Raw genomic sequence first — 22,832 nt, 5'->3', positions numbered from 1 at the left:
TCAGACTGCAGCGCGCCCGCGCGGCGCTGCACCTGCACCGCTGATGCGCCCGATCGCGCCGGCCAGCCACCAGCCGATAGCGCACATGGCCGCCGTCACCACCCAGGTCCACTGCCATCCGCCCGCCTGCACGGCCACGGCCGCCACCAGAGGCGGGCCTGCAAACTGCCCCACGCTGGACCATTGCTGCATGAAACCCACCGTGGTCGATACCGTGGACTCATCGGGGGCCAGCCGCACCGCCATGGAAAACAGCGTGCCCGGGATCAGCCCGCCCGCCGCCGAAAACAACACCACCGCCACAAAGCGCAGCCACAACGGCGCCAGCGGTTGCCCCTGCCATTGCAGATAGGCCAGCAGCGCACACGCCGCCATGCAGCCAAAGCCCAGGCGCAAGGCGCGCGTGGCGCTCCAGCCGCTTTGGAGCAAACGGCCAGAGGCCACATTGCCCACCATGTTGGCCAGCGCCACCACGGCCGTCAGCGTCCCCGACAATGCGGCGCCCAGGCCAGCCTCGGCATAGACCGTGGGGAGAAAGCCGATGACGGCCATCCACTGCCCTGAATACACGGCAAAGGCCACAGCCACGCACCAGGGTCCGGGGCTGCGCAGGGTCAACGCCAGGCGCGGACGCCAGCCACCGCCCGCCACCGACGCGCCAAGGGGCACCGGCCTGTCTGCCGGCACGCCACACCAGACGGCGACCCATGCGAATGCCGAGATCAGCCCCAACAGCAACCACCATGCGGGCCAAGATGCCCAGGCCATCACCCACGGCCCCAGCAGCAAGCCGATGGCACTGCCCAACGGCATATAGGTGCCCCACCAGCCCATGCGCGCGCTCAGATCGCGTGGCGCCACGCAGCGCCGGATCAGACCCGGCCCCGGCATGGCCACCAGCAAAAAGCCCAGTCCCTCCACGGCACGCAAGGCCAGCAGCGCTGCAAACCCCGTAGCGGTGGCGCCCAGGGCGCTGGCACCCGCCATCAGCAGCAGGCCTGCCAGCATGCTGCGCCGCAGCCCCCAGCGGTCTGCACCCAGACCCACCACCAGGCCCAGCACCATGCCGGCCACCTGCACGGTGGAAAGCAGAAAGCCGGCCTGCAGCAGGGACAGGCCCAATTGCTGCTGCAGCACCGGCACAGCCGGCGGCAGCTTGCCTACATGCAGAGCCGCGCTGACGCCGGCCGCCACGACGATCCATGAGGGATGTACCCCCTGCTTCGTTGTTTTCACTGGATGCTGTCTCCCGGGGGCGCATGCCATGCGCCCTGTAGCTGATGTGTGAAGTATCGAAAGCATAGGCCAAGCGGCGCCTGCAAACAGCACTCTTCTTACCCGCCGACCTGTCTGTATGGAGGCACACTGAAGGCCTGAATCAACTCCCGAGGCCTTGCGCATGCGCTCATCACTAGATTTCAGCTCCTGGTCTTCGCTGCTGTCCACGGTGTTGGGCCTGCTGCTGGTCACCTGCCTGATGATGGGCATTCGCCTGCTGTTCATGCAGACCGTGCAAAAGCGGCGCGAGCGTGAGAACCGCCAGATCAATGAACGCCTGAAGTCGCTTATCGCCGCCTACAAGACGCTGGGCGGCTCCTTCACGGGCACGCTGCATGTGAATCCCCTGCACCTGCGCGATCTGCGCAGGCCCGCCGCCGACGATGCCGATGCCGATGCACCACCGGCTTTTGGCAGCGAGCGCCAACGGCGCATTCGCGATGCGGTGGAAGCCGCGCTGTCCGATGTCATCTTGCTCGGGACGCAAGACCAGGTGCGCATGGCCGCCCAGGCGGCCCAGGACATGGTGGCAGGCCAGCCTGTCGAGACTGCGGCACTCGTCACTTCGCTGCGCGCCTTCATCCGCGAAGCGCTGGATCTGGAGCCGATCCCTGACAGCCTGCGCGTTCCCAACCAGGGCCCCACGCGTCCCGGCGGCACGGCGGGCGGGGCGCGCAAAGGTGGCGCGGAATCCGGCGCTTCGAGCAAGGGCGGTGGTGGCAGTGGTGGCGGCGGTGCCGGCGCAGGAATGGGCGCCGCAGGCATGGGCGGCCTGGGCATGGGAGCAGGCCTTGGCGTCGGCGTTCACCATGGAGACGATGGCACGCCCCCACCATGAACACCTGCCGTGCCGGGTCGAACCGCAAGCCACTGGGACGCCGGCCCGCTTGCCGGGCGAACCTGACACTCGCCAGAAACAGCCAAGCCTGCGAGGTACCAGATGGCACCCCGCAGGCCTCGCATGCCGGGCAGCAGCCGCCTGCTTGCCCGTCCTCCCCCACCAATTTCTGTCAGACCATCACCACATCACAGCCGCAGCTTGGCCGTTGCCAGCAGCAAACCAAACCCCACCAACATGCCGCCAAAGGCCCTGTCTATCCAATGCCGCACGGCCAGCAACCGCGCACGCACCCGCTGGGCGGAAAAGCACAGCGCCACGATGCAGAACCACGCCACATGGGCCAGCGAGATGAATCCGCCATATGCCAGCTGCGTGGCCAGCGGCGTGTCCTGTCCCACGATCTGCAGGAACAGGCTGACCACGAACACCGTGGTCTTGGGATTGAGCGCATTCGTCAGAAAGCCCGTGCGCAGTGCCGCCATGTCGGAGAGCGCGGCCACGGGCTGGCTGGGCAAATCGCCCTCCGGGCGGCTGCGCAGCATGGTCACGCCCAGATAGATCAGATAGGCTGCACCCAGCAGCTTGACCACGTCGAACAACCAGGTGGACTGCTGCATGAGCAGTCCGACCCCGAGCAAGGTATAGCCGACATGGACCAGCACTCCCATGCCAATGCCCAGCGCCGTGAGCAGGCCCGCGCGGCGCGAGCGCAGCAGGCTGTTGCGTGTGACCATGGCGAAATCCGCCCCTGGGCTGATGACGGCCAGCAGGGTAATGGTGACTACAGCTATCCATTCGGTCATCGGTTATCCATTCGATTCAATGCAACGCGCCGGATAGTATTGGCCTTCCATGAAAATACATAACGATGTTTTCTGACACAGTTGGTGAACTCAACTCACATACCCCGAGCAAGCGACTGCCGTCGCTGCAGGCCTTGCGCTGCTTCGAAGCGGCCGCCCGGCGGGAGAACTTCAGCAAGGCGGCAGAAGAGTTGCACCTGACCCATGGCGCCATCAGCCGGGCCGTGCGCCTGCTGGAGGACGATCTGGGCGTGACCCTGTTTGACCGCCGCAGTCGCCGCGTCTTCCTGACCGAGGCGGGCCGCCACCTGGCCCAGGCCGTGCACGAAGGCCTGGAGCGCATGCGCCAGGCCACGCAGGAGTTGCGCTCGCGCGCGCAGCAGGCGCGCCGCTGGGTGCTGTCCTGCGAGCCCACCTTGCTCATGCGCTGGCTGATCCCTCGCTGGCCCCAGTTCCAGGAACAACACCCGGAGTTGCAGCTGCACCTGATGGCGGGCGGCGGGCCTTTCTCTTTCGCGGACGGCATCGATCTGGCCATACGGCGCGATGACTTCTCTCCGCCAGCGGGCTGTCATGCGGAGACCCTGTTTGCCGAGCGCATAGGCCCGGTCTGCCGGCCCGAGCGGCTGGCGCAGTGGTGCACGCGCTCCGACGAGGGGCATGCCACCGGGCTGCGTCCGGAGGCGCCCTTGCTGCAAAGCCGCACCCGCCCGGGGGCCTGGTCCACCTGGGCAGAGCACAGCGGCCAGCCGCCGCCGTCGGGATCCCAGCTGCAGTTCGACCATTTCTATTTCAGCCTGCAGGCCGCCGTGGCAGGCATGGGACTGGCCATCGGACCCTGGCAACTGGTGCGCGACGACATCGCCAACGGCGTGCTGGCAGCGCCCATGGGCTTTGTCGAGGACGGTTCGCGCTACTGCCTGCTGTCCCCCGCTCCGCCCACGCCAGATGGCGTGCACGACCAATTGCTGCAGTGGCTGCGCGCCCAGGCCTGAACAGGTCTGCCCACTTTTCCTTGCCTGTGTCTGGGCTGATGCCTGTGTCCGTATCTGCGTCTCCCAAAGCAGAAAGGCAGCCGAAGCTGCCTTTCTGTTCTTGCCAGGCCTGAACGCCAGGCCTTGCGCTTACTTGCGCTGCGGCGGCAGGTCCGTGCAGGAGCCGTGCGCCACCTCGGCCGCCATGCCCAGGCTTTCGCCCAGCGTGGGGTGGGGATGGATGGTCTTGCCGATGTCCACGGCGTCGGCACCCATTTCGATGGCCAGCGCAATCTCGCCGATCATGTCGCCCGCATGCGTGCCGACGATGCCGCCACCCAGGATGCGGCCATGGCCGTGCGCCTCGGGGCTGTCATCGAACAGCAGCTTGGTGACGCCTTCGTCGCGGCCATTGGCAATGGCGCGGCCCGAAGCCGTCCAGGGGAACACACCCTTCTTGACCTTGATGCCCTGGGCCTTGGCTTGGTCCTCGGTCAGACCCACCCACGCCACTTCCGGGTCGGTGTAGGCCACGCTGGGGATCACGCGGGCGTTGAAGGCGCTGGCAGCCAGCTCCTTGTTGCCCTGCAGTTCACCGGCGATGACTTCGGCGGCCACATGGGCCTCGTGCACAGCCTTGTGCGCCAGCATGGGCTGGCCCACCACGTCGCCGATGGCGAAGATGTGGGGCACATTGGTGCGCATCTGGATATCGACTTCGATGAAGCCGCGGTCCGTGACGGCCACGCCGGCCTTCTCGGCAGCGATCTTCTTGCCGTTGGGCGTGCGGCCCACGGCCTGCAGCACCAGGTCGTAGACCTGGGGCTCGGGCACGGTGATGCCGTCCTTGGCAGGCGCAAAGCTGACCTTGATGCCTTCGGGCGTGGCTTCGGCACCCACGGTCTTGGTGTTGACCATGATGTTGTCGAAGCGCGGCGCGTTCATCTTCTGCCAGACCTTGACCAGGTCACGGTCGGCGCCCTGCATGAGGCCGTCCATCATCTCCACCACGTCCAGGCGTGCGCCCAGCGTGGAGTAGACGGTGCCCATTTCCAGGCCGATGATGCCGCCGCCCAGGATCAGCATGCGTTTGGGCACGCTGGCCAGGTCCAGCGCGCCGGTGGAGTCCACCACGCGCGGGTCCTTGGGCATGAAGGGCAGGTGCACGGCCTGGCTGCCGGCAGCAATGATGGCGCGCTTGAACTGCACGATCTTCTTGCTGCCGGTCTTTTCCTGGCCGTCGCCCGTGGTCTCTTCCACCTCAAGGTGGTTGGCGCCGACGAAGTTGCCGTAGCCGCGCACCACGGTGACCTTGCGCATCTTGGCCATCTGGCCCAGGCCGCCGGTCAGCTTGCCGATGACCTTGTCCTTGTGTCCGCGCAGCTGGTCGATGTTGACCTCGGGCGCGCCGAACTTGACGCCGGCCACCTCCAGGTGCTTGACCTCGTCCACCACGGCGGCCACGTGCAGCAGCGCCTTGGACGGGATGCAGCCCACGTTCAGGCAGACGCCGCCCAGGCTCTTGTAGCGCTCGACGATGACCACATTCAGGCCCAGATCGGCCGCACGGAAGGCTGCCGAGTAGCCGCCAGGACCGCCGCCGAGCACGACCACGTCGCAGTCGTAATCGGCCGCGCCACCAGCGTAGCTGGCTGCGGCCGGAGCGGGAGCCGATGCTGCGGGCGCTGCAGCGGCGGGCGCCGGAGCCGCCGCTGCAGGGGCCGGTGCTGCCGCCTGGGGTGCGGCGGCCGCTTCGCCAGCGGCCTCCAGCGTCAGGATCAGGCCGCCTTCGGCGATCTTGTCGCCGATCTTGACCTTGAGTTCCTTGACCACGCCGGCATGGCTGGAGGGGATCTCCATGGAGGCCTTGTCGGACTCCACGGTGATCAGGGACTGGTCCTTGGCCACGGTGTCACCGGGCTGGACCAGCAGTTCGATCACGCCCACTTCGGCGAAGTCGCCGATGTCGGGCACCTTGATGTCGATGATTGCCATGTGTCGGGCCTCCGTTTACAGCAGGATGCGGCGGTAGTCCGCCAGCACTTGGCCCAGGAAGGCATTGAAGCGCGCGGCCGAGGCACCGTCGATGACACGGTGGTCATAGGACAGCGACAGCGGCAGCGTCAGGCGCGGCACGAATTGCTTGCCATCCCACACCGGCTTCATCTGGCCCTTGGACAGGCCGAGGATGGCCACTTCAGGGGCGTTGATGATGGGCGTGAAGTTCGTGCCACCGATGCCGCCCAGCGACGAAATCGAGAAGCAGCCGCCCTGCATGTCGGCGGCGCCGAGCTTGCCGTCGCGGGCCTTCTTGGCCAGCTCGCCCATTTCCTGGCTGATCTGCAGGATGCCCTTCTTGTCGGCATCGCGCAGCACGGGGACCACCAGGCCGTTGGGCGTGTCGGCCGCAAAGCCGACGTGGAAGTACTGCTTGTAGACCAGGGTGTCGCCGTCCAGCGAGGCATTGAACTCGGGGAACTTCTTGAGGGCCGCGACCACCGCCTTGATCACGAAGGCCAGCATGGTCACCTTGACGCCGCTCTTCTCGTTCTCCTTGTTGGTGGAGACACGGAAGGCTTCCAGGTCGGTGATGTCGGCCTCGTCATTGTTGGTGACGTGCGGGATCATGACCCAGTTGCGCGACAGGTTGGCGCCGCTGATCTTCTTGATGCGCGACAGGTCCTTGCGCTCGACCGGGCCGAACTTGGCGAAGTCCACCTTGGGCCAGGGCAGCAGGTCCAGACCTGCGCCGCCGGAGCCACCCTTGGGAGCGGTCGCGGCCTGGGCCTTGGTCTGCACGGCACCCGCCATGACGGACTTGGTGAAAGCCTGGATGTCGTCGGCCGTGATGCGGCCCTTGTTGCCCGAGCCCTTGACCTCGTCCAGCGGCACACCCAGCTCGCGGGCGAACTTGCGTACCGAGGGCGATGCATGGGGCAGCTTGCCCGTGGGCGCCACGGTGGGATTATGCGCAGGTGCAGCGGCGGGAGCCGATGCTGCAGCGGCAGCCACCGGAGCTGCAGCGGCCGGGGCAGCAGCGGCCGGGGCAGGGGCTGCTGCAGCAGGTGCCGGGGCCGCAGCCTGGGCTGCAGGCGCGGCAGCGCCCTGCACGCTCATCTGGCCGACCACGTCGCCCACGTTGACCGTGTCACCGATCTTGAGCGCCAGCGCCGTGATGGTGCCGGCCGCTGGCGACGGGATTTCCATCGAGGCCTTGTCGGACTCGACGGTGAACAGCGATTGCTCGGCCGTCACGGTGTCGCCGACCTTGACCAGCATCTCGATCACGGCCACGTCCTTGAAGTCGCCAATGTCGGGAATCTTGATGTCGATCTGCGTGGCGGCGCCCGAGGCCGCAGGCGCGGCAGCGGGAGCAGCGGCCGGTACAGGCGCAGCCACCGGGGCCGGGGCTGCAGCGGCGGGGGCCGGTGCGGCGGCTGCAGGTGCCGGGGCAGCGGCTTCCGCCGACTCGACCACGGCAATGATGCTGCCCTGCTTGACCTTGTCGCCCATGTTGACGCGCAGCTCCTTGAGCACGCCAGCGTGGCTGGAGGGGATCTCCATGGAGGCCTTGTCGGACTCCACGGTGATCAGCGATTGCTCGGCCTTGATCTGATCGCCGGCCTTGACCAGCACTTCGATCACAGCAACTTCGTCGAAATCACCGATATCGGGGACTTGAATTTCTACCAATGCCATATGTGTCTCCCGTTCTTACTCAAGCGTGCAGCGGGTTGATCTTGTCGGCCTTGATGCCGTACTTGGCGATCGCTTCGGCCACGGTGGTGGCGTTGATCTTGCCTTCTTCGGCCAGCGCGCGCAGTGCGGCAACCACGATGTAGTGGCGATCCACTTCGAAGTGCTCGCGCAGCTTGCGGCGGAAGTCCGAGCGGCCGAAGCCGTCGGTGCCCAGCACCTTGTAGGTGCGGCCCTTGGGCATGTAGGGGCGGATCTGCTCGGCGTAGGCCTTCATGTAGTCGGTGGATGCGATCACCGGGCCATTGTGCGACTGCAGCTGCTGCGTGACGAAGGGCACCTTCTGGGTGTCCAGCGGATGCAGCAGGTTCCAGCGGTCGGCGTCCTGGCCGTCGCGGGTGAGCTCGTTGAAGCTCGGGCAGCTCCACACGTCGGCGGCAATGCCCCAGTCGGCCAGCAGCAGTTCCTGGGCGAAGAAGGATTCACGCAGGATGGTGCCCGAACCCAGCAGTTGCACGCGCAGGCCGCTTTCCGGCACCTTCTGGCCGGGCTTGCACAGGTACATGCCCTTGATGATCTGCTGCTCGGTGCCGGGCGTGAGGCCGGGCATGGCGTAGTTCTCGTTGAGCAGCGTGATGTAGTAGAAGACGTTTTCCTGGTTCTGCACCATGCGGCGCAGGCCGTCCTGCATGATCACGGCGACTTCGTGGGCGAAGGTCGGGTCGTAGCTCACGCAGTTGGGAATGGTGTTGGCCAGGATGTGGCTGTGGCCGTCTTCGTGCTGCAGGCCTTCGCCGTTCAGCGTGGTGCGGCCCGAAGTGCCGCCCAGCAGGAAACCGCGCGCCTGCATGTCGCCGGCCGCCCAGGCCAGGTCACCGATGCGCTGGAAGCCGAACATCGAGTAGTACACGTAGAACGGGATCATGATCCGGTTGCTCGTGCTGTAGCTCGTGGCTGCCGCGATCCAGCTGCTCATGCCGCCGGCTTCGTTGATGCCTTCCTGCAGGATCTGGCCGGCCTTGTCCTCGCGGTAGTACATCACCTGGTCCTTGTCGACCGGGGTGTACTGCTGTCCAGCGGGGTTGTAGATGCCGATCTGGCGGAACAGGCCTTCCATGCCGAAGGTACGTGCCTCGTCCACCAGGATGGGCACGACGCGCGGGCCGATTTCCTTGTCGCGCAGCAGCTGCGTGAGGAAGCGCACATAGGCCTGGGTGGTCGAGATCTCACGGCCTTCGGGCGTGGCTTCAAGGATGGCCTTGAAGGTATCCAGCGCAGGCGCCGTGAATTGCTCGCTGGCCTTCACGCGGCGGTGCGGCAGGTAGCCGCCCAGGGCCTTGCGGCGCTCGTGCAGGTAGCGCATTTCCGGGGTGTCGTCGGCCGGCTTGTAGAAAGGCAGGTCGGCGATCTGGCTGTCGGGAATGGGAATGTTGAAACGGTCGCGGAAGGCCTTGATGTCCTCGTCGCCCAGCTTCTTGGTCTGGTGAACGGTGTTCTTGCCTTCACCGATCTTGCCCATGCCGAAGCCCTTGACGGTCTTGACCAGCAGCACGGTGGGCTGGCCCTTGTGCGAATTGGCAGCGTGGAAGGCAGCGTAGACCTTCTGCGAATCGTGGCCGCCGCGGCGCAGGTTCCAGATCTCGTCGTCGCTCATGTGCTCGACCATCTTCAGCGCGCGCGGATCGCGGCCGAAGAAGTTCTTGCGCACGTAGGCGCCGTCATTGGCCTTGAACGACTGGTAGTCGCCGTCGTTGCACTCGGCCATGATCTTCTTGAGCACGCCGTCCTTGTCCTTGGCCAGCAGCTCGTCCCAGCCCTTGCCCCACAGCAGCTTGATGACGTTCCAGCCGGAGCCGCGGAACTCGCCCTCGAGTTCCTGGATGATCTTGCCGTTGCCGCGCACCGGGCCGTCCAGGCGCTGCAGGTTGCAGTTGATCACGAAGATCAGGTTGTCCAGCTTTTCGCGGGCGGCCAGCGAGATTGCGCCCAGCGACTCGACCTCGTCCATTTCGCCGTCGCCGCAGAACACCCAGACCTTGCGGCTTTCGGTGTCGGCAATGCCACGGGCATGCAGGTACTTGAGGAAGCGTGCCTGGTAGATGGCCATCAGCGGGCCCAGGCCCATGGACACCGTGGGGAACTGCCAGAACTCGGGCATCAGCTTGGGGTGCGGGTAGCTGGACAGGCCCTTGCCGTCCACTTCCTGGCGGAAGTTCAGCAGCTGCTCTTCGGAGATGCGGCCTTCCAGGTAGGCGCGGGCATAGATGCCGGGAGATACGTGGCCCTGGATGTACAGGCAGTCGCCGCCGTGGTTCTCGTTTTCGGCGTGCCAGAAATGGTTGAAGCCGGCCGCGAACATGTTGGCCAGCGAAGCGAAGGAGCCGATGTGGCCGCCCAGGTCACCGCCTTCGGGCGGGTGCAGGCGGTTGGCCTTGACCACCATGGCCATGGCATTCCAGCGCATGTAGGCGCGCAGACGACCTTCGATTTCCAGGTTGCCGGGACAGCGGGCTTCCTGCGAGGTCTCGATGGTGTTCACATAGCCGGTGTTGGCCGAGAAAGGCATGTCCACGCTGTTCTGGCGTGCGTGTTCGAGCAGGTCCTCGATCAGCTTGTGCGCGTATTCGGCGCCTTCACGGTCGATGACGGCCGACAGGGCGTCCATCCATTCGCGCGATTCTTGTTGGTCCAGGCCGGCGGGAACGCCTGCATTGCCTTGCGGGTCAGTCTGAGCTGTCATGGGAATGTCTCCTTGCAGAAGGTAGCGTCTTGGGGTCGAACCAGTGAGCGGCGCAGCGCGCCAACGCAGGCGGGTAGTTCACCACGCCTTGCGCGGCACAGACCCTGTCTGGCGAACTTGAAAATACCGATTCACTGCCTCAATGCTCGGCGAGTGTCGCATACTTTTTTCGAATTTCAAATGGTGCTTTTTGATTTCATAATTTGAAATTTTGCTGCAAACGCACATACAGTGAAGACCCCAAAGAACGTCGCCGAAGCGCCTCGGCGGCGACTCCAATACTCCTTAAAAACAGTCAGACTCTCCCCTACACTGGGCGCATGCAATCCTCCCCTTCCGAGCACGGCACGCACAGCCCTGCCCCCATGGCAGGCGTGGCCGCGCCAGTGCGCTGGTGGCGCAGCTGGTGGCGCAGTCTTTCCCCCACGCGTCAGGACCGCTTCGCGGCGCTCGCCCCCCTCGCGGCCGTACTGATGTTCATGGCGGCCATCGTGGCCTCCTTCTGGTACCTGCGCATGGAGGAGATAGACCGCGAGAAGGAAGCGCTGCACCGCGACGTGGAATATGCCCAGCAACGCGTGCGCCTGCGCCTGCTGGAGCGCCAGGAGCAACTGATGCGCATGGCGCGCGACATCGGCAACCACGACCTGGGCGAGTCCGACTTCGCCAGCCGCGCCGAAGCACTCATCAGCCAGTACCCGGAACTGCAGTCCATCACCTGGATCGATGCACAGCGGCGCATCCTGGCCAGCCAGTCCGCCCCCACCGTGAGCAGCGAGCAGCTGCGCATTCCGCGTGAAGTGCTGCGCGCCGGAGACGCGCTGGAGGCCTACCAGCTCGCGCGCGAGATGCAGCAACCCATCTACGTGCAGGGACTGGCCCACAAGGGGGAAGCCGCGCCGCTGCTGCAACTGCATGTGCCGCTGGCACAGGACGGCCGCTACATCGGCGAGCTGCTGGGCGAGTACTCCATCGACAGCCTGCTGCGCTATGGAACGCCCACCGAAATCATGGCCCGCTACGCCATGACCATGCTCGACAGCCGGGGCCAGGTGCTGGCTGGCACGCCGCTGACACCGCGCAAGCAGACCGCCACCGAACTGCTGCGCTGGCGCACCGTTGCCAACGAGGACGAGGCACCCGTCGCCCCCGTCGGCAACAGCCTGGTGCTGCGTGCTCAGGCCTATCGCACCTCGCTGGGCGTGGTCGGCAGCGGCCTGTTCTGGCTGGTGGGCACGCTCAGTGCGATGACGGCATGGCTGCTGCTGGCCACCTGGCGCCACACGCGCCGCCGCCAGCGCGCCCAGGAGGCCCTGGTCGCAGAGACCAACTTCCGCCGCGCCATGGAAAACTCCGTGCTCACCGGCATGCGCGCGCTGGACCTGCAAGGCCGCATCACCTATGTGAATGCCGCCTTCTGCCAGATGACGGGCTGGAGCGAATCAGAGCTGGTCGGCCAGATGCCGCCCTACTCCTACTGGCCCGACAACGACTACGACAACCTGCACTCCAAGCTGCGCGAAGAGCTTTCGGGAAAGACCATCGTCGGCGGCTTCCAGGTGCGCGTGCAGCGCAAGAACGGCACGCAGTTCGATGCGCGCCTGTATGTCTCGCCGCTGATCGACGCCCATGGCCAGCACACGGGCTGGATGTCGTCCATGACCGACATCACCGAGCCCAACCGCATCCGCGAGCAACTGTCCGCCTCCTATGAGCGCTTCACCATCGTGCTGGAGGCGCTGGACGCCTCGGTGTCCGTCGCCCCGCTGGGCAGCGCCGAACTGCTGTTCGCCAACAAGCTGTACCGGCAATGGTTTGGCTCGCAGACCGATGGCCACCTGCAGCTCGTCGCCCAGGCCGGCGTGCTGCCCGTGCGCTCGCAGCCGCAAGGCATGGACGACGAGGACGGCCTCATGGGCCTGCCCACCGACTCGCTGACCAGCGCACGCAGCGAAAACGCCGAGATCTACCTGCCAGAACTGGGCAAGTGGCTGGAAGTGCGATCGCGTTACCTGAGTTGGGTGGACGGCCGCCTGGCCCAGATGGTGATCGCCACCGACATCACGCCGCGCCGCCTGGCTGAGGAGCAGGCCGATCGCCAGGCCGAGCACGCCCAGTCCGTCAGCCGCCTGATCACCATGGGCGAGATGGCCTCCAGCGTCGCCCATGAGCTCAACCAGCCGCTGACCGCCATCAGCAACTACTGCAGCGGCATGCTCACCCGGCTCGAAAAGGGCACGCTGACCGAAGAGCAGATGAAGTTCGCGCTGGAGAAAACCGCCCACCAGGCGCAGCGCGCGGGGCAGATCATTTTGCGCATACGCTCCTTCGTCAAGCGCAGCGAGCCCAACCGCACCCTGGCCCAGGTCACCGACATGGTCAGCGAGGCCGTGGAGCTGGCCGGGATCGAGCTGCGCCGCCGCAATGTGCAGCTGACCTACCACGTGGCCGAGCGCATGCCGGCCATCATGGCCGACACCATCCTCATCGAGCAGGTGCTGGTCAACCTCATGAAGAACGGCGCCGAATCCATCGAGCAGTCGGGCCGCCCCAGCCACCAGCGCAACGTGGAACTGCGCGTGGTGCCGCGCACCATCGAGGACCAGCGCGTCATCGAATTCAACGTGCAGGACACCGGCAAGGGCCTGCCGCCCGAGGTGCTGGAACGCCTCTTCGAGGCCTTCTTCACCACCAAGAGCGAAGGCATGGGCATGGGGCTGAATCTATGCCGCAGCATTGTCGAGTCCCACCAGGGCCGGATGCGTGCCGAGAACCTCTACAATGGTTCCGAGGTTGTCGGCTGCCGGTTTTCATTCTGGCTGCCGCTGGCCCCGCCGGGCGACGCGACAACGCCGGCAGCGACCATTGAACCCACAACAAGGACGATTGCATGAGCTTGATCCCGAAAAAAGGCACTGTGTACGTAGTTGATGACGACGAAGCGGTTCGTGATTCGTTGCAATGGTTGTTGGAGGGCAAGGACTATCGTGTGCGCTGCTTCGACTCGGCCGAGACCTTCCTCTCGCGCTACGACCCACGCGAGATCGCCTGCCTCATCGTCGACATCCGCATGGGCGGCATGACGGGCCTGGAACTGCAGGACCGCCTGATCGAACGCAAGTCCCCCCTGCCCATCGTCTTCATCACCGGCCACGGCGACGTGCCCATGGCGGTGAACACCATGAAGAAGGGCGCACTGGACTTCATCCAGAAGCCGTTCAACGAAGAGGAACTGCTGAACCTGGTCGAGCGCATGCTGGACCATGCCCGCGAAGCCTTTGCCGGCCACCAGCAGGCCGCCAGCCGCGACGCGCTGCTGGCCAAGCTGACCAGCCGTGAAGCCCAGGTGCTGGAGCGCATCGTAGCCGGCCGGCTGAACAAGCAGATCGCCGACGATCTTGGCATCAGCATCAAGACGGTGGAGGCGCACCGCGCCAACATCATGGAAAAGCTCAACGCCAACACCGTGGCCGATCTGCTCAAGATCGCCCTGGGCCAGGGCCAGACCGCTGCAGCGGCCAAGGCAGCCGTCGCCGGATAAGCCAAGACACCACCGCTTTTTTTCAAAGAGCTGCTAGCGCTTGATCAACAAGCCCTAGCAGCATTTTTATTGGTATTCACTGCAATGACAGCCCAACTCATCGACGGCAACGCCCTCTCCCGCCAACTGCGTGCCGAAGTCGCCCAGCGCGCCACCGCCCTGAAGGCCCGCGGAACCACGCCCGGCCTGGCCGTGGTCCTGGTCGGCGACAACCCTGCCTCCCAGGTCTATGTGCGCAACAAGGTCAAGGCCTGCGAGGACGCGGGCTTTCATTCGGTGCTGGAGAAGTACGATGCCTCGATGACCGAGGCCGAACTGCTGGCCCGCGTCGAGGCGCTGAACAACGACCCCAGCATCCACGGCATCCTGGTCCAACTGCCGCTGCCCGCACACATCGACGACCACAAGGTCATCGAGACCATTTCGCCGCTCAAGGACGTGGATGGCTTTCACGTGGCCAGTGCAGGCGCGCTGATGGTGGGCGAAGTCGGCTTCAAGGCCTGCACCCCCTACGGCTGCATGAAGATGCTGGAATCCATCGGCATGAAGGACCTGCGCGGCAAGCACGCCGTGGTCATCGGCCGCTCCAACATCGTCGGCAAGCCCATGGCCATGATGCTGCTGGCCGCCAATGCCACCGTCACCATCTGCCACAGCGGCACGGCCGATCTCGCCGCCATGACGCGCCAGGCCGACATCGTGGTCGCCGCCGTCGGCAAGCGCAACGTGCTGACGGCCGACATGTGCAAGCCCGGCGCCGTGGTCATCGACGTGGGCATGAATCGCAACGACGAAGGCAAGCTCTGCGGCGACGTGGACTTTGACGGCGTCAAGGAAGTGGCCGGCTTCATCACGCCCGTACCCGGCGGTGTCGGCCCCATGACGATTACCATGCTGCTGGTCAACACCATGGAGGCGGCCGAGCGCGCCGCCGGCTGACCAGGAGCTGACAAGCATCGGGCGGCTCCCTGGGGAGCCGCTTGATTTCAATGCACCCGACGGCATCTGACACGCATGAGCAATCCCCTCCTCGAATCCTCCGACCTGCCCCTGTTCGATCGCATACGCCCTGCCGATGTCGGCCCGGCCATCGATATCCTGCTGACCGGGGCCGCAGAGGCCCTGGAGACCGTCACGGCACCCGACTTTCCGGCGCGCTGGGATTCGATCTCGGCCGTGCTCGATGTCGCCACCGAGAAGCTGGGAACGGCCTGGGGCGCCGTCAGCCACCTCAACAGCGTGGCCGATACACCCGAGCTGCGCGCCGCCTACAACGAGTCCCTGCCCAAGGTCACCGAATTCTGGACGCGCCTGGGTGCAGACGAGCGCCTGTATGCCAAGTACAAGGCCATTGACCCCGCCACGCTCAATGTCGAGCAGCGTGCGGCCTGGGACCATGCCATGCGCAACTTCGTGCTCTCCGGCGCAGAGCTGCGGGGCGAGGAAAAGCTGCGCTTTGCCAAGATCCAGGAACGCTCGGCCGAACTGACGCAGAAGTTCAGCGAGAACGCGCTCGACGCCACCGATGCATTCGCCTACTACGCCACGGCCGAAGAGCTTGACGGCGTGCCGCAGGATGTGCGCCAGGCAGCCCGCTCCGCCGCCGAGGCCGAAGGCAAGCAAGGCTTCAAGCTCACGCTGAAGATGCCCTGCTATCTGCCCGTGATGCAGTTCGCGGCCAGCAGTGCGCTGCGCGAGAAGCTCTACCGCGCCTATGTGACACGCGCCTCCGACCAGGCCGAGGGCGATGCCATCCGCTTCGACAACACGGCCAACATCTCGGAGATCCTGGCCCTGCGCAAGGAAGAGGCGCAGTTGCTGGGTTACCGCAATTTCGGCGAGATTTCGCTGGTTCCCAAGATGGCGCATTCGCCACAGCAGGTGATCGACTTTCTGCGCGATCTCGCGCACCGGGCCCGCCCCTATGCCGAGAAGGATGTCGCCGACCTGCGCGCCTTCGCACTCGATGAACTGGGCCTGGCCGATCCCCAGCCCTGGGACTGGGCCTATGTCTCCGAAAAGCTCAAGGAGGCGCGCTATGCCTTCAGCGAGCAGGAGGTCAAGCAGTACTTCCCTGCGCCCAAGGTGCTGGCCGGCCTGTTCAAGATCGTCGAGACGCTGTTCGACGTGGCCATCCGCCGCGACGCGGCGCCGGTCTGGAATCCCGCCGTCGAGTTCTACCGCATCGAGCGCAGCACGCCGCAAGGCCCTGAGCTGGTCGGCCAGTTCTACCTGGACCAGCCGGCGCGATCGGGCAAGCGTGGCGGCGCCTGGATGGACGATGTTCGTACCCGCTGGCTGCGCCCTGACAACCACAGGCTGCAGACGCCGGTCGCTCATCTGGTCTGCAACTTTGCCACCGGCGTCGATGGAAAACCGGCCCTGCTCACGCACGATGACGTGATCACGCTGTTCCATGAAACCGGCCACGGCCTGCACCACATGCTGACCCAGGTCAACGAGCGCGACGTCTCGGGCATCGCGGGCGTGGAATGGGATGCCGTGGAGCTGCCAAGCCAGTTCATGGAGAACTTCTGCTGGGAATGGGAAGTGCTCAAGCACATGACCGCCCACGTGGACAGCGGCGAGCCGCTGCCGCGCGCCCTGTACGACAAGATGATCGCGGCCAAGAACTTCCAGTCGGGCATGCAGACGCTGCGCCAGATCGAGTTCTCGCTGTTCGACATGCTGCTGCATACCGAGCACGATCCGAAGGCAGACATCATGCCGCTGCTGGCCCGCGTGCGGGCCGAGGTGGCCGTGCTGCCGTCGACCCCTTACAGCCGCTCGGCCCACACCTTCAGCCACATCTTTGCAGGCGGCTATGCAGCCGGCTACTACAGCTACAAGTGGGCTGAAGTCCTCTCGGCAGATGCCTATGCGGCCTTCGAGGAAACCATGCTGGCCGATGGAACCCCCAATCCCGAAACAGGCCGCCGCTACCGTGAGGCGATTCTGGAGGCCGGAGGGGCACGCCCGGCCATGGAGTCGTTCAAGGCCTTCCGTGGCCGCGAACCCCAGCTGGATGCGCTGTTGCGCCACCAGGGCATGGCCCAGGCCTGAGAGCCCGACCCCAGGTCTGCAGCGCCCCGACGGGGCGCTTTTTCCTGGCCCGGCCACCCCATCGGATGCGCGCAGCCACATCCTGTGGCTCCAGAAGATGGCCCAGGATGAATGGCACGCTATGCTTGCAGGCACTCCTGTGCGGGCATCCATCCGACGAGTGGTGGCCCCCGGCACGAAACCCTTCTTCCGAAACCGAGATCGTCCATGCAGTCTTCTCCCAGCCTTGGCCGCGGCGCCCTGCGCCACCTGATGCCATGCCTCGCCCTCGTCTGCCTCGCTGCCGCGCTGCCGGCCAGCGCACAACAGGTCTACCGTATCGTCGGGCCCGATGGAAAAGTCACCTTCTCGGACCGCCCGGCCCAAAGCGCCCAGCAGCAGGCAGCGCCTGCCGCCGCTGCCGCCCCGTCAGTCGCGGGTGCCGCTGACAGCAATGCCTCCCTGCCCTATGCGCTGCGCCAGATCGCAGGCCGCTTTCCGGTGACGCTGTACACCTCGTCCGACTGCGCGCCCTGCGACAGCGCGCGCCAGTTGCTCCAATCCAGAGGCATTCCCTATGCCGAACGCCTGGTGCAGACCGAGGCGGACGCCGCTGCCCTGCAAAAGCTCAGCGGCCAGAACAGCCTGCCGTTCGCCACCGTTGGCAAGCAGTTCCTGAGCGGCTTCTCGTCCAGCGAATGGACCCAATACCTGGATGCCGCAGGCTATCCTGCGACCTCGCAACTGCCGGCCCAGTACAAGCGGCCATCGGCACAGCCATTGACCACGCCTACGCCCTCTGCATCGGCGACGGCATCGGCGCCCGCAGCAGCACCCACCGCTGCCGAGGACCCGGGCAGCCGGCGCCCCCCCATGCCCGCCCCAACGCCTGGTGCACGCACCAACGACAACCCCGCAGGCCTGAGCTTCTAGGCAAGCGCCTGCCGCAATCAGGAGCCCGACAGTGGATTCCATGCTGTCCGATGTGGTCTGGACCATGGCAAGGCTTGCCACGCTTGTCGGCCTGCCCGCGCTCATCGCGTGGACCCTGGTTGCAAGGCCTTCATGGCGCGAGCCTTTCAGGCTGGCCAGCCTGGCGCTGGTGCCTTGCCTGATCACGCTGTGGTTCATGCATGACGGAGGCTTGGGCAATGGCCTCAACCGTCTGGCCTACTACATGGCGACGGCTGCGTTCCTTGCCGTCTACACCGGGCTGGCGGCCATCGCCCTGCTCATGCAGCGCCACAAAAAACAGCGCGCGCAAGCTTCGTTGCGCGCGCTGTGCCTGGGTGCATTGGCCCTGCTCGCGTGGATCACAGGCGCCGTGGCGTTCGAGAGCCTCGGCTAGCCGAGGCCGGAGGGCCTTCGCTCAATAGTTGAGCGTCTGCACGCCCTCGGGCGTGCCCAGCAGGCAGACCGATGCCTTCTGGTGCGCAAACACTCCCACGGTCACCACGCCGGGCCACTGGTTGACCTCGGACTCGAAGGCCAGCGGCTCGGCGATCTTCAGGCCACGCACATCAAGAATGTGCTGGCCGTTGTCCGTCACCAGGGGCGCGCCGTCCTTCATGCGGATCTCGGCACGGCCACCCATGGCCTTGAAGCGGTTCGCAATCTGGGCAGCCGCCATGGGAATCACCTCCACAGGCAGCGGAAAGTCTCCGAGCACCTCGACGCGCTTGGAGGCATCGGCAATGCAGACAAAGCGCTCGGCCAGCGCAGCGACGATCTTCTCGCGCGTCAGTGCGGCGCCGCCGCCCTTGACCATGTAGCCGCGGCCGTCGATCTCGTCGGCTCCGTCGATGTAGACCGACAAGCTGGCGACTTCGTTGGCATCCAGCACCTTGATGCCCAGCGCCTTCAGGCGCTCGGTGCTGGCCACGGAACTGGACACGGCGCCCGGGATCTGGTCCTTGATGGTGGCCAGTGCATCGATGAACTTGTTGACCGTGGAGCCGGTGCCAACGCCGACGATTTCGCCGGGCACCACATAGGCCAGAGCGGCTTGCCCGACCAGGGCTTTGAGTTCATCTTGGGAAAAAGAGGCAGCAGATGTCGTCATGAGGGAAAATCCAGGTAATCCTTTGATTATCCCCATGTCTCTGATCCCCTACGCCCTGACCCGTCCCTTTCTCTTCGGCATGGACCCCGAATCCGCCCACGATCTCACGATGAACCTGATGGCAAAGGGGCAGAACACGCTCCTGCAGCAGGCGTGGGCACAGCCCATGGTGAGTGACCCCGTCGAGCTTGCCGGCCTCAAGTTCCCCAACCGCGTGGGCATGGCAGCGGGTCTGGACAAGAATGCACGCTGCATCGACGCGCTGGCCGCCATGGGCTTCGGCTTCGTCGAGGTGGGCACCGTGACACCCCGCCCGCAGCCGGGCAACCCCAAGCCGCGCATGTTCCGCATTCCCGAACGCAATGCGTTGATCAACCGCCTGGGCTTCAACAACGAAGGCCTGGATGCCTTCCTGAGCAACGTCAAGCGCTCGCAGGCCCGCGCCCAGGGCAAACCCATGCTGCTGGGGCTGAACATCGGCAAGAACGCCACCACTCCCATCGAAGACGCCACCAGCGACTATCTCAAGGCGCTGGACGGCGTGTACCCGCATGCCGACTACGTGACGGTGAACATCAGCTCGCCCAACACCAAGAACCTGCGCGCCCTGCAAAGCGACGAAGCGCTGGACGCCCTGCTGGGTGCGATTGCCGAGCGCCGCGAGCAGCTGGCCACGCAGCATGGCAAGCGGGTGCCGGTGTTCGTGAAGATTGCACCCGACCTGGATGAAGAGCAGGTCGGCGTCATCGCCGCCACGCTGCAGCGCCATGGCATGGATGGTGTGATCGCCACCAACACCACGATCAGCCGGGAAGCCGTCAAGGGCCTGCCCCACGCGCAGGAAACGGGCGGCCTGTCCGGTGCGCCGGTGTTGGAGGCCAGCAACCAAGTCATTCGCCAGTTGCGTTCCGCCCTGGGCAGCCGCTACCCCATCATCGGCGTGGGCGGCATTCTCAGCGGCGAAGATGCCGTCAGCAAAATCCGCGCAGGCGCCGACGTGGTCCAGATCTACAGCGGCCTGATCTACCGAGGCCCTGCCCTGGTGCCCGAGACCGCACGCGCCATAGCCCAGCTGCGTTGAGGCTCGCGCCAGACAGGTGGCTGCCTGGCGTTTCGACCCAAGGCAGTTGAGTCAAGACATAGCCAGTGCTAGCGCACTGAACGCAGAACGCGAAAACGCCCGGCATGCCGGGCGTTTTCTTTGGGAGAGAAGCAGGCTTCTCGGCCCTCAACCCCTGCGCTGCTGCCAGCGCAGGATCAAGGGCATGACGGTGGTGCCGAATCGCAGCAGCTTGCGCGGGCCCACCATCAGTGCGGCACCGGCCGCCACGGCCACGGCCACGGGATGCAGGCGCGCAAAGGTGATGGCACGCTCCACCAGCGGTGCATCGGGCTGCACATGGGTGGCAGAGCGGCTCAATGCCCGGGCCTGGGCCACGGCCGCAGAGCGCGCCTTGAGGCGCTCGCGTTGCTGGGCAATGCGTTGCATCACCTGCTGCTGCTCAACGGTCGATGTGACCCAGAGCTCCGCGTTGAGCCCCGTGGGCGCGGGTGGCGTGACAGCGTTGCGGGACGGGGAAGCGTTGGAAGCATCGACCATGGCTACAGCCTCTTCTTCAGCGCCTGCCAGTCCTGGCTCAGCTCGTTGCGGGTAAGGATGAAGGGGCGGGCCAGGCGGCGCACGGCAGCAAGCAATTGCCACAGGGCAATGGCCCAGACCGCCAGCCAGCCACCGCCCACCAGCCAGCCCACCAGCACGCGGTGCTCGGTGTCCCAGAACTGCACGAGCAAGGCCACCGACAGCGTGAGCATGACCACGACGCTGAGTCCAGCAAGCGCAATCAGCAGCACGACCACCGTCTGCATGCTGCGCTTGTGCTCGGCCCATTCAAGCCGCGCGAGGTCCGTGCGGTCTTCTGCGGCAATGGCCAGCTCGATCACGGAAGCGCGCCAGCGCGCCACCCAGGCATCCAAACCCAGAAGGGAAATCCAATTCACAGGCATCCTTTTCTGGTCAGGCATGCCGCTGATCAGCGACGACCCAGCAGGAAGCCCAGCAAGGCGCCCATGGCAAGGGCAGCGCCTGCGACGCGCCACGGCTCATCGTGGGCGTAGCGATCGGCAGCATAGGCGGCATCCTTGGCCTGGCGGGCCGCTTCCTGCGCCGCACGCACTGCGGACTCACGCACATTGGACATGCCATCATCGATACGCTGGCGCAGCATATGGATTTCCGGCACGGCATCCAGCTCCTTGGCGGACAGCAGACCACGCAGGTCGCCGACCAGTTTTTCAAGATCGGCTTGTGCGGTGGAGACGGTGTCAGTGATCGATTTCGTCATGATGAGCCTTTCTATTGAGGTGAAAACAAATACAGCGGGGAGCAGGCAATCATGTCGCCCGATACCTGTCACGCAACATGGGCAAGGCCCTTGTTACATGCAAGCATCTTATCCAATTGTTCCCGGGCTTCTGGGAAGCGAGGGGGCCTGAGCCTTGTCAGACAAGGCCTGCCGTGGCCGTGTGTCGTGAACCGGCAGATCCTCAGGCCAGCAATTGCGCCACGTGCGCGCCAATGGCCAGGCAGCTGGTCAATCCCGGTGACTCGATGCCCAGCAGTTGCACCACGCCCGCAACGCCGTGGGTCTGAGGCCCCTGAATCACGAAGTCTGCGGCGGCCTCGCCGGGGCCGCTGATCTTGGGGCGGATGCCGGCGTAGCCGGGCACCAGCGCGCCATCGGCCAGACCCGGCCAATACCGGCGGATCTCTGCGTAGAAGGCGTCAGCGCGCACGGGATCGACCTGCAGATCGCCTGGGCTCTCGACCCACTGCACATCGGGGCCGAACTTGGCCTGGCCACCCATGTCCAGCGTGAGATGCACGCCCAGGCCCGCTGCCTCGGGCACGGGATAGATCAGGCGCGAGAACGGTGCCCGCCCGGACAGCGTGAAATAGTTGCCTTTGGCATAGAAGGCCTGCGGAACAAACTGCTGCGGAAACCCCTGCAAACGGGCCGCCAGCAATGGCGCATGAAGACCTGCCGCATTGACCAGGGTGCGGGCCGTCAGTTCCGTCCCATCGGCCGTGCGCAGCCACACGCCGCCTGGACGGATGGCTGCCCCCTGCACCTCGGCATGGCAGACCACCATGCCGCCTGCGTTCTCGAGATCGCCCTGCAAGGCCAGCATCAGTGCGTGGCTGTCGATGATGCCGGTGCTGGGGGAGTGCAGTGCCGCCGCACAGTGCAGCGCGGGCTCCATGGCACGTGCCTCGGCGCCTTCAAGCCAGCGCAGGTCGTGGACGCCATTGGCTTCGGCCTTGCGTGCAATGGTCTGGAGCTGGCCGCGCTGCGCCTCATCCGTTGCCACGATGAGCTTGCCACAGCGCTGATGGGCAATGCCGCGTTCACCGCAGTAGGCGTAGAGACGCTGCCGGCCTTCTACGCACAAACGGGCTTTCAAGGAACCTTCGGGATAGTAGATGCCGGCGTGGATGACCTCGCTGTTGCGCGAGCTGGTGCCCGTGCCAATGGCTTCAGCCGCCTCCAGCACCATGACCTCCCTGCCCTGCAACGCCAGCGCCCTGGCCACCGCCAGCCCCACCACGCCCGCACCCACCACCACGCAATCGACCTGTTCGCTCATCTTGTCTGCCCTTTCACCGTCCAGCAGCCGATTATCAGACGGCGTCAGACACGAATGCGCCACAGATCATCTGGACGCATTGGATTTTCCAGGGCCTGAAAACCATGCACCGAGCGGAAATGAAAAAGCCCTCCTGAACAGATTTCAGGAGGGCTTGATTGGTGGGTGATACATGGATCGAACATGTGACCCCTGCCGTGTGAAGGCAGT

The 22,832-nt window shown here is 65.5% G+C and carries 19 protein-coding genes; 9 read left to right on the top strand and 10 right to left on the bottom strand.

The features are described 5' to 3' along the window. On the bottom strand, positions 1-1,266 hold the full coding sequence (locus tag IAE24_RS15515) for an MFS transporter (protein ID WP_199960906.1): 1,266 nt from the start codon (positions 1,264-1,266) through the stop codon (positions 1-3). A gap of 133 nt (positions 1,267-1,399) precedes the next feature. Here IAE24_RS15515 and IAE24_RS15510 point away from each other — a divergent pair, with 133 nt between their 5' ends. Then, positions 1,400-2,116: a hypothetical protein gene (locus IAE24_RS15510; RefSeq protein WP_199960907.1), complete on the top strand. Its 717-nt coding sequence runs from the start codon at positions 1,400-1,402 to the stop codon at positions 2,114-2,116. A 188-nt stretch (positions 2,117-2,304) separates the two neighbouring features. Here the strand turns inward: IAE24_RS15510 and IAE24_RS15505 are convergent, their stop codons facing one another. Continuing rightward, entirely contained in the window at positions 2,305-2,922 is a 618-nt protein-coding gene (locus tag IAE24_RS15505) for a LysE family translocator (RefSeq protein ID WP_199960908.1), read from the bottom strand. A 65-nt stretch (positions 2,923-2,987) separates the two neighbouring features. On the opposite strand from IAE24_RS15505, the gene IAE24_RS15500 reads away from it, so the two are divergent. Continuing rightward, a complete protein-coding gene (locus tag IAE24_RS15500; RefSeq protein ID WP_063325415.1) occupies positions 2,988-3,917 on the top strand; it encodes a LysR family transcriptional regulator in 930 nt (309 codons plus the stop codon). A 129-nt stretch (positions 3,918-4,046) separates the two neighbouring features. Here IAE24_RS15500 and lpdA read toward each other — a convergent pair whose 3' ends face one another. The 3 genes from lpdA to aceE are packed head-to-tail and all read right to left on the bottom strand — an operon-like array spanning position 4,047 to position 10,332. After that, complete coding sequence (gene lpdA, locus IAE24_RS15495; RefSeq protein WP_034394189.1) at positions 4,047-5,891, bottom strand: dihydrolipoyl dehydrogenase; 1,845 nt, start codon at positions 5,889-5,891, stop codon at positions 4,047-4,049. A 15-nt stretch (positions 5,892-5,906) separates the two neighbouring features. Beyond that, positions 5,907-7,595: a dihydrolipoyllysine-residue acetyltransferase gene (aceF, locus tag IAE24_RS15490; RefSeq protein ID WP_199960909.1), complete on the bottom strand. Its 1,689-nt coding sequence runs from the start codon at positions 7,593-7,595 to the stop codon at positions 5,907-5,909. Positions 7,596-7,614: 19 nt separating this feature from the next. After that, positions 7,615-10,332, bottom strand: coding sequence for a pyruvate dehydrogenase (acetyl-transferring), homodimeric type (gene aceE, locus IAE24_RS15485; RefSeq protein WP_013802222.1), 2,718 nt, complete (start codon positions 10,330-10,332; stop codon positions 7,615-7,617). Between the two features lie 320 nt (positions 10,333-10,652). On the opposite strand from aceE, the gene IAE24_RS15480 reads away from it, so the two are divergent. The 6 genes from IAE24_RS15480 to IAE24_RS15455 all read left to right on the top strand — a co-directional run bounded on the left by IAE24_RS15480 (position 10,653) and on the right by IAE24_RS15455 (position 18,263). After that, entirely contained in the window at positions 10,653-13,226 is a 2,574-nt protein-coding gene (locus IAE24_RS15480) for a PAS domain-containing sensor histidine kinase (protein ID WP_012205806.1), read from the top strand. Next, positions 13,223-13,873, top strand: coding sequence for a response regulator transcription factor (locus IAE24_RS15475; RefSeq protein ID WP_012205807.1), 651 nt, complete (start codon positions 13,223-13,225; stop codon positions 13,871-13,873). Before IAE24_RS15480 ends, IAE24_RS15475 begins: the two co-directional genes overlap by 4 nt. A gap of 84 nt (positions 13,874-13,957) precedes the next feature. Continuing rightward, positions 13,958-14,812: a bifunctional methylenetetrahydrofolate dehydrogenase/methenyltetrahydrofolate cyclohydrolase FolD gene (gene folD, locus IAE24_RS15470; RefSeq protein ID WP_012205808.1), complete on the top strand. Its 855-nt coding sequence runs from the start codon at positions 13,958-13,960 to the stop codon at positions 14,810-14,812. A gap of 75 nt (positions 14,813-14,887) precedes the next feature. After that, positions 14,888-16,936, top strand: a complete 2,049-nt coding sequence (locus tag IAE24_RS15465; protein ID WP_199960910.1) for a M3 family metallopeptidase — start codon at positions 14,888-14,890, stop codon at positions 16,934-16,936. Positions 16,937-17,143: 207 nt separating this feature from the next. Beyond that, on the top strand, positions 17,144-17,848 hold the full coding sequence (locus IAE24_RS15460) for a glutaredoxin family protein (RefSeq protein ID WP_199960911.1): 705 nt from the start codon (positions 17,144-17,146) through the stop codon (positions 17,846-17,848). Positions 17,849-17,888: 40 nt separating this feature from the next. Beyond that, positions 17,889-18,263, top strand: coding sequence for a hypothetical protein (locus IAE24_RS15455; protein WP_232240371.1), 375 nt, complete (start codon positions 17,889-17,891; stop codon positions 18,261-18,263). Between the two features lie 21 nt (positions 18,264-18,284). Here IAE24_RS15455 and rpiA read toward each other — a convergent pair whose 3' ends face one another. Then, positions 18,285-18,977, bottom strand: coding sequence for a ribose-5-phosphate isomerase RpiA (rpiA, locus tag IAE24_RS15450; RefSeq protein ID WP_034394207.1), 693 nt, complete (start codon positions 18,975-18,977; stop codon positions 18,285-18,287). A 34-nt stretch (positions 18,978-19,011) separates the two neighbouring features. Here rpiA and IAE24_RS15445 point away from each other — a divergent pair, with 34 nt between their 5' ends. Further along, complete coding sequence (locus tag IAE24_RS15445) at positions 19,012-20,058, top strand: quinone-dependent dihydroorotate dehydrogenase (protein WP_013802216.1); 1,047 nt, start codon at positions 19,012-19,014, stop codon at positions 20,056-20,058. Between the two features lie 147 nt (positions 20,059-20,205). Here IAE24_RS15445 and IAE24_RS15440 read toward each other — a convergent pair whose 3' ends face one another. The 4 genes from IAE24_RS15440 to IAE24_RS15425 all read right to left on the bottom strand — a co-directional run bounded on the left by IAE24_RS15440 (position 20,206) and on the right by IAE24_RS15425 (position 22,622). Continuing rightward, complete coding sequence (locus tag IAE24_RS15440) at positions 20,206-20,577, bottom strand: hypothetical protein (protein ID WP_013802215.1); 372 nt, start codon at positions 20,575-20,577, stop codon at positions 20,206-20,208. A gap of 2 nt (positions 20,578-20,579) precedes the next feature. After that, positions 20,580-20,999 carry a phage holin family protein gene (locus tag IAE24_RS15435; RefSeq protein WP_012205815.1) on the bottom strand — a complete coding sequence of 140 codons (420 nt, stop codon included), beginning with the start codon at positions 20,997-20,999 and terminating at the stop codon, positions 20,580-20,582. 8 nt (positions 21,000-21,007) lie between these two features. After that, positions 21,008-21,319, bottom strand: a complete 312-nt coding sequence (locus IAE24_RS15430) for a DUF883 domain-containing protein (protein WP_012205816.1) — start codon at positions 21,317-21,319, stop codon at positions 21,008-21,010. A gap of 202 nt (positions 21,320-21,521) precedes the next feature. Beyond that, positions 21,522-22,622 (bottom strand): NAD(P)/FAD-dependent oxidoreductase, encoded by a 1,101-nt coding sequence (locus IAE24_RS15425; RefSeq protein WP_199960912.1) that lies wholly within the window; start codon positions 22,620-22,622, stop codon positions 21,522-21,524. Positions 22,623-22,832 lie beyond the last annotated feature (210 nt).

This window comes from Delftia sp. S65 (assembly GCF_016516495.1).
Classification (GTDB): Bacteria; Pseudomonadota; Gammaproteobacteria; order Burkholderiales; family Burkholderiaceae_C; genus Comamonas; species Comamonas acidovorans.
The sequence above is the reverse complement of the archived record's forward strand: the minus strand, read 5'-3'. Positions and strand labels throughout refer to the sequence as shown.

Coding starts and splice junctions, on each gene's coding strand:
- IAE24_RS15515 (WP_199960906.1), bottom strand. CDS start 1,266: ATGGCATGCGCCCCCGGGAGACAGCATCCAGTGAAAACAACGAAGCAG.
- IAE24_RS15510 (WP_199960907.1), top strand. CDS start 1,400: ATGCGCTCATCACTAGATTTCAGCTCCTGGTCTTCGCTGCTGTCCACG.
- IAE24_RS15505 (WP_199960908.1), bottom strand. CDS start 2,922: ATGACCGAATGGATAGCTGTAGTCACCATTACCCTGCTGGCCGTCATC.
- IAE24_RS15500 (WP_063325415.1), top strand. CDS start 2,988: ATGTTTTCTGACACAGTTGGTGAACTCAACTCACATACCCCGAGCAAG.
- lpdA (WP_034394189.1), bottom strand. CDS start 5,891: ATGGCAATCATCGACATCAAGGTGCCCGACATCGGCGACTTCGCCGAA.
- aceF (WP_199960909.1), bottom strand. CDS start 7,595: ATGGCATTGGTAGAAATTCAAGTCCCCGATATCGGTGATTTCGACGAA.
- aceE (WP_013802222.1), bottom strand. CDS start 10,332: ATGACAGCTCAGACTGACCCGCAAGGCAATGCAGGCGTTCCCGCCGGC.
- IAE24_RS15480 (WP_012205806.1), top strand. CDS start 10,653: ATGCAATCCTCCCCTTCCGAGCACGGCACGCACAGCCCTGCCCCCATG.
- IAE24_RS15475 (WP_012205807.1), top strand. CDS start 13,223: ATGAGCTTGATCCCGAAAAAAGGCACTGTGTACGTAGTTGATGACGAC.
- folD (WP_012205808.1), top strand. CDS start 13,958: ATGACAGCCCAACTCATCGACGGCAACGCCCTCTCCCGCCAACTGCGT.
- IAE24_RS15465 (WP_199960910.1), top strand. CDS start 14,888: ATGAGCAATCCCCTCCTCGAATCCTCCGACCTGCCCCTGTTCGATCGC.
- IAE24_RS15460 (WP_199960911.1), top strand. CDS start 17,144: ATGCAGTCTTCTCCCAGCCTTGGCCGCGGCGCCCTGCGCCACCTGATG.
- IAE24_RS15455 (WP_232240371.1), top strand. CDS start 17,889: ATGCTGTCCGATGTGGTCTGGACCATGGCAAGGCTTGCCACGCTTGTC.
- rpiA (WP_034394207.1), bottom strand. CDS start 18,977: ATGACGACATCTGCTGCCTCTTTTTCCCAAGATGAACTCAAAGCCCTG.
- IAE24_RS15445 (WP_013802216.1), top strand. CDS start 19,012: ATGTCTCTGATCCCCTACGCCCTGACCCGTCCCTTTCTCTTCGGCATG.
- IAE24_RS15440 (WP_013802215.1), bottom strand. CDS start 20,577: ATGGTCGATGCTTCCAACGCTTCCCCGTCCCGCAACGCTGTCACGCCA.
- IAE24_RS15435 (WP_012205815.1), bottom strand. CDS start 20,999: ATGCCTGACCAGAAAAGGATGCCTGTGAATTGGATTTCCCTTCTGGGT.
- IAE24_RS15430 (WP_012205816.1), bottom strand. CDS start 21,319: ATGACGAAATCGATCACTGACACCGTCTCCACCGCACAAGCCGATCTT.
- IAE24_RS15425 (WP_199960912.1), bottom strand. CDS start 22,622: ATGAGCGAACAGGTCGATTGCGTGGTGGTGGGTGCGGGCGTGGTGGGG.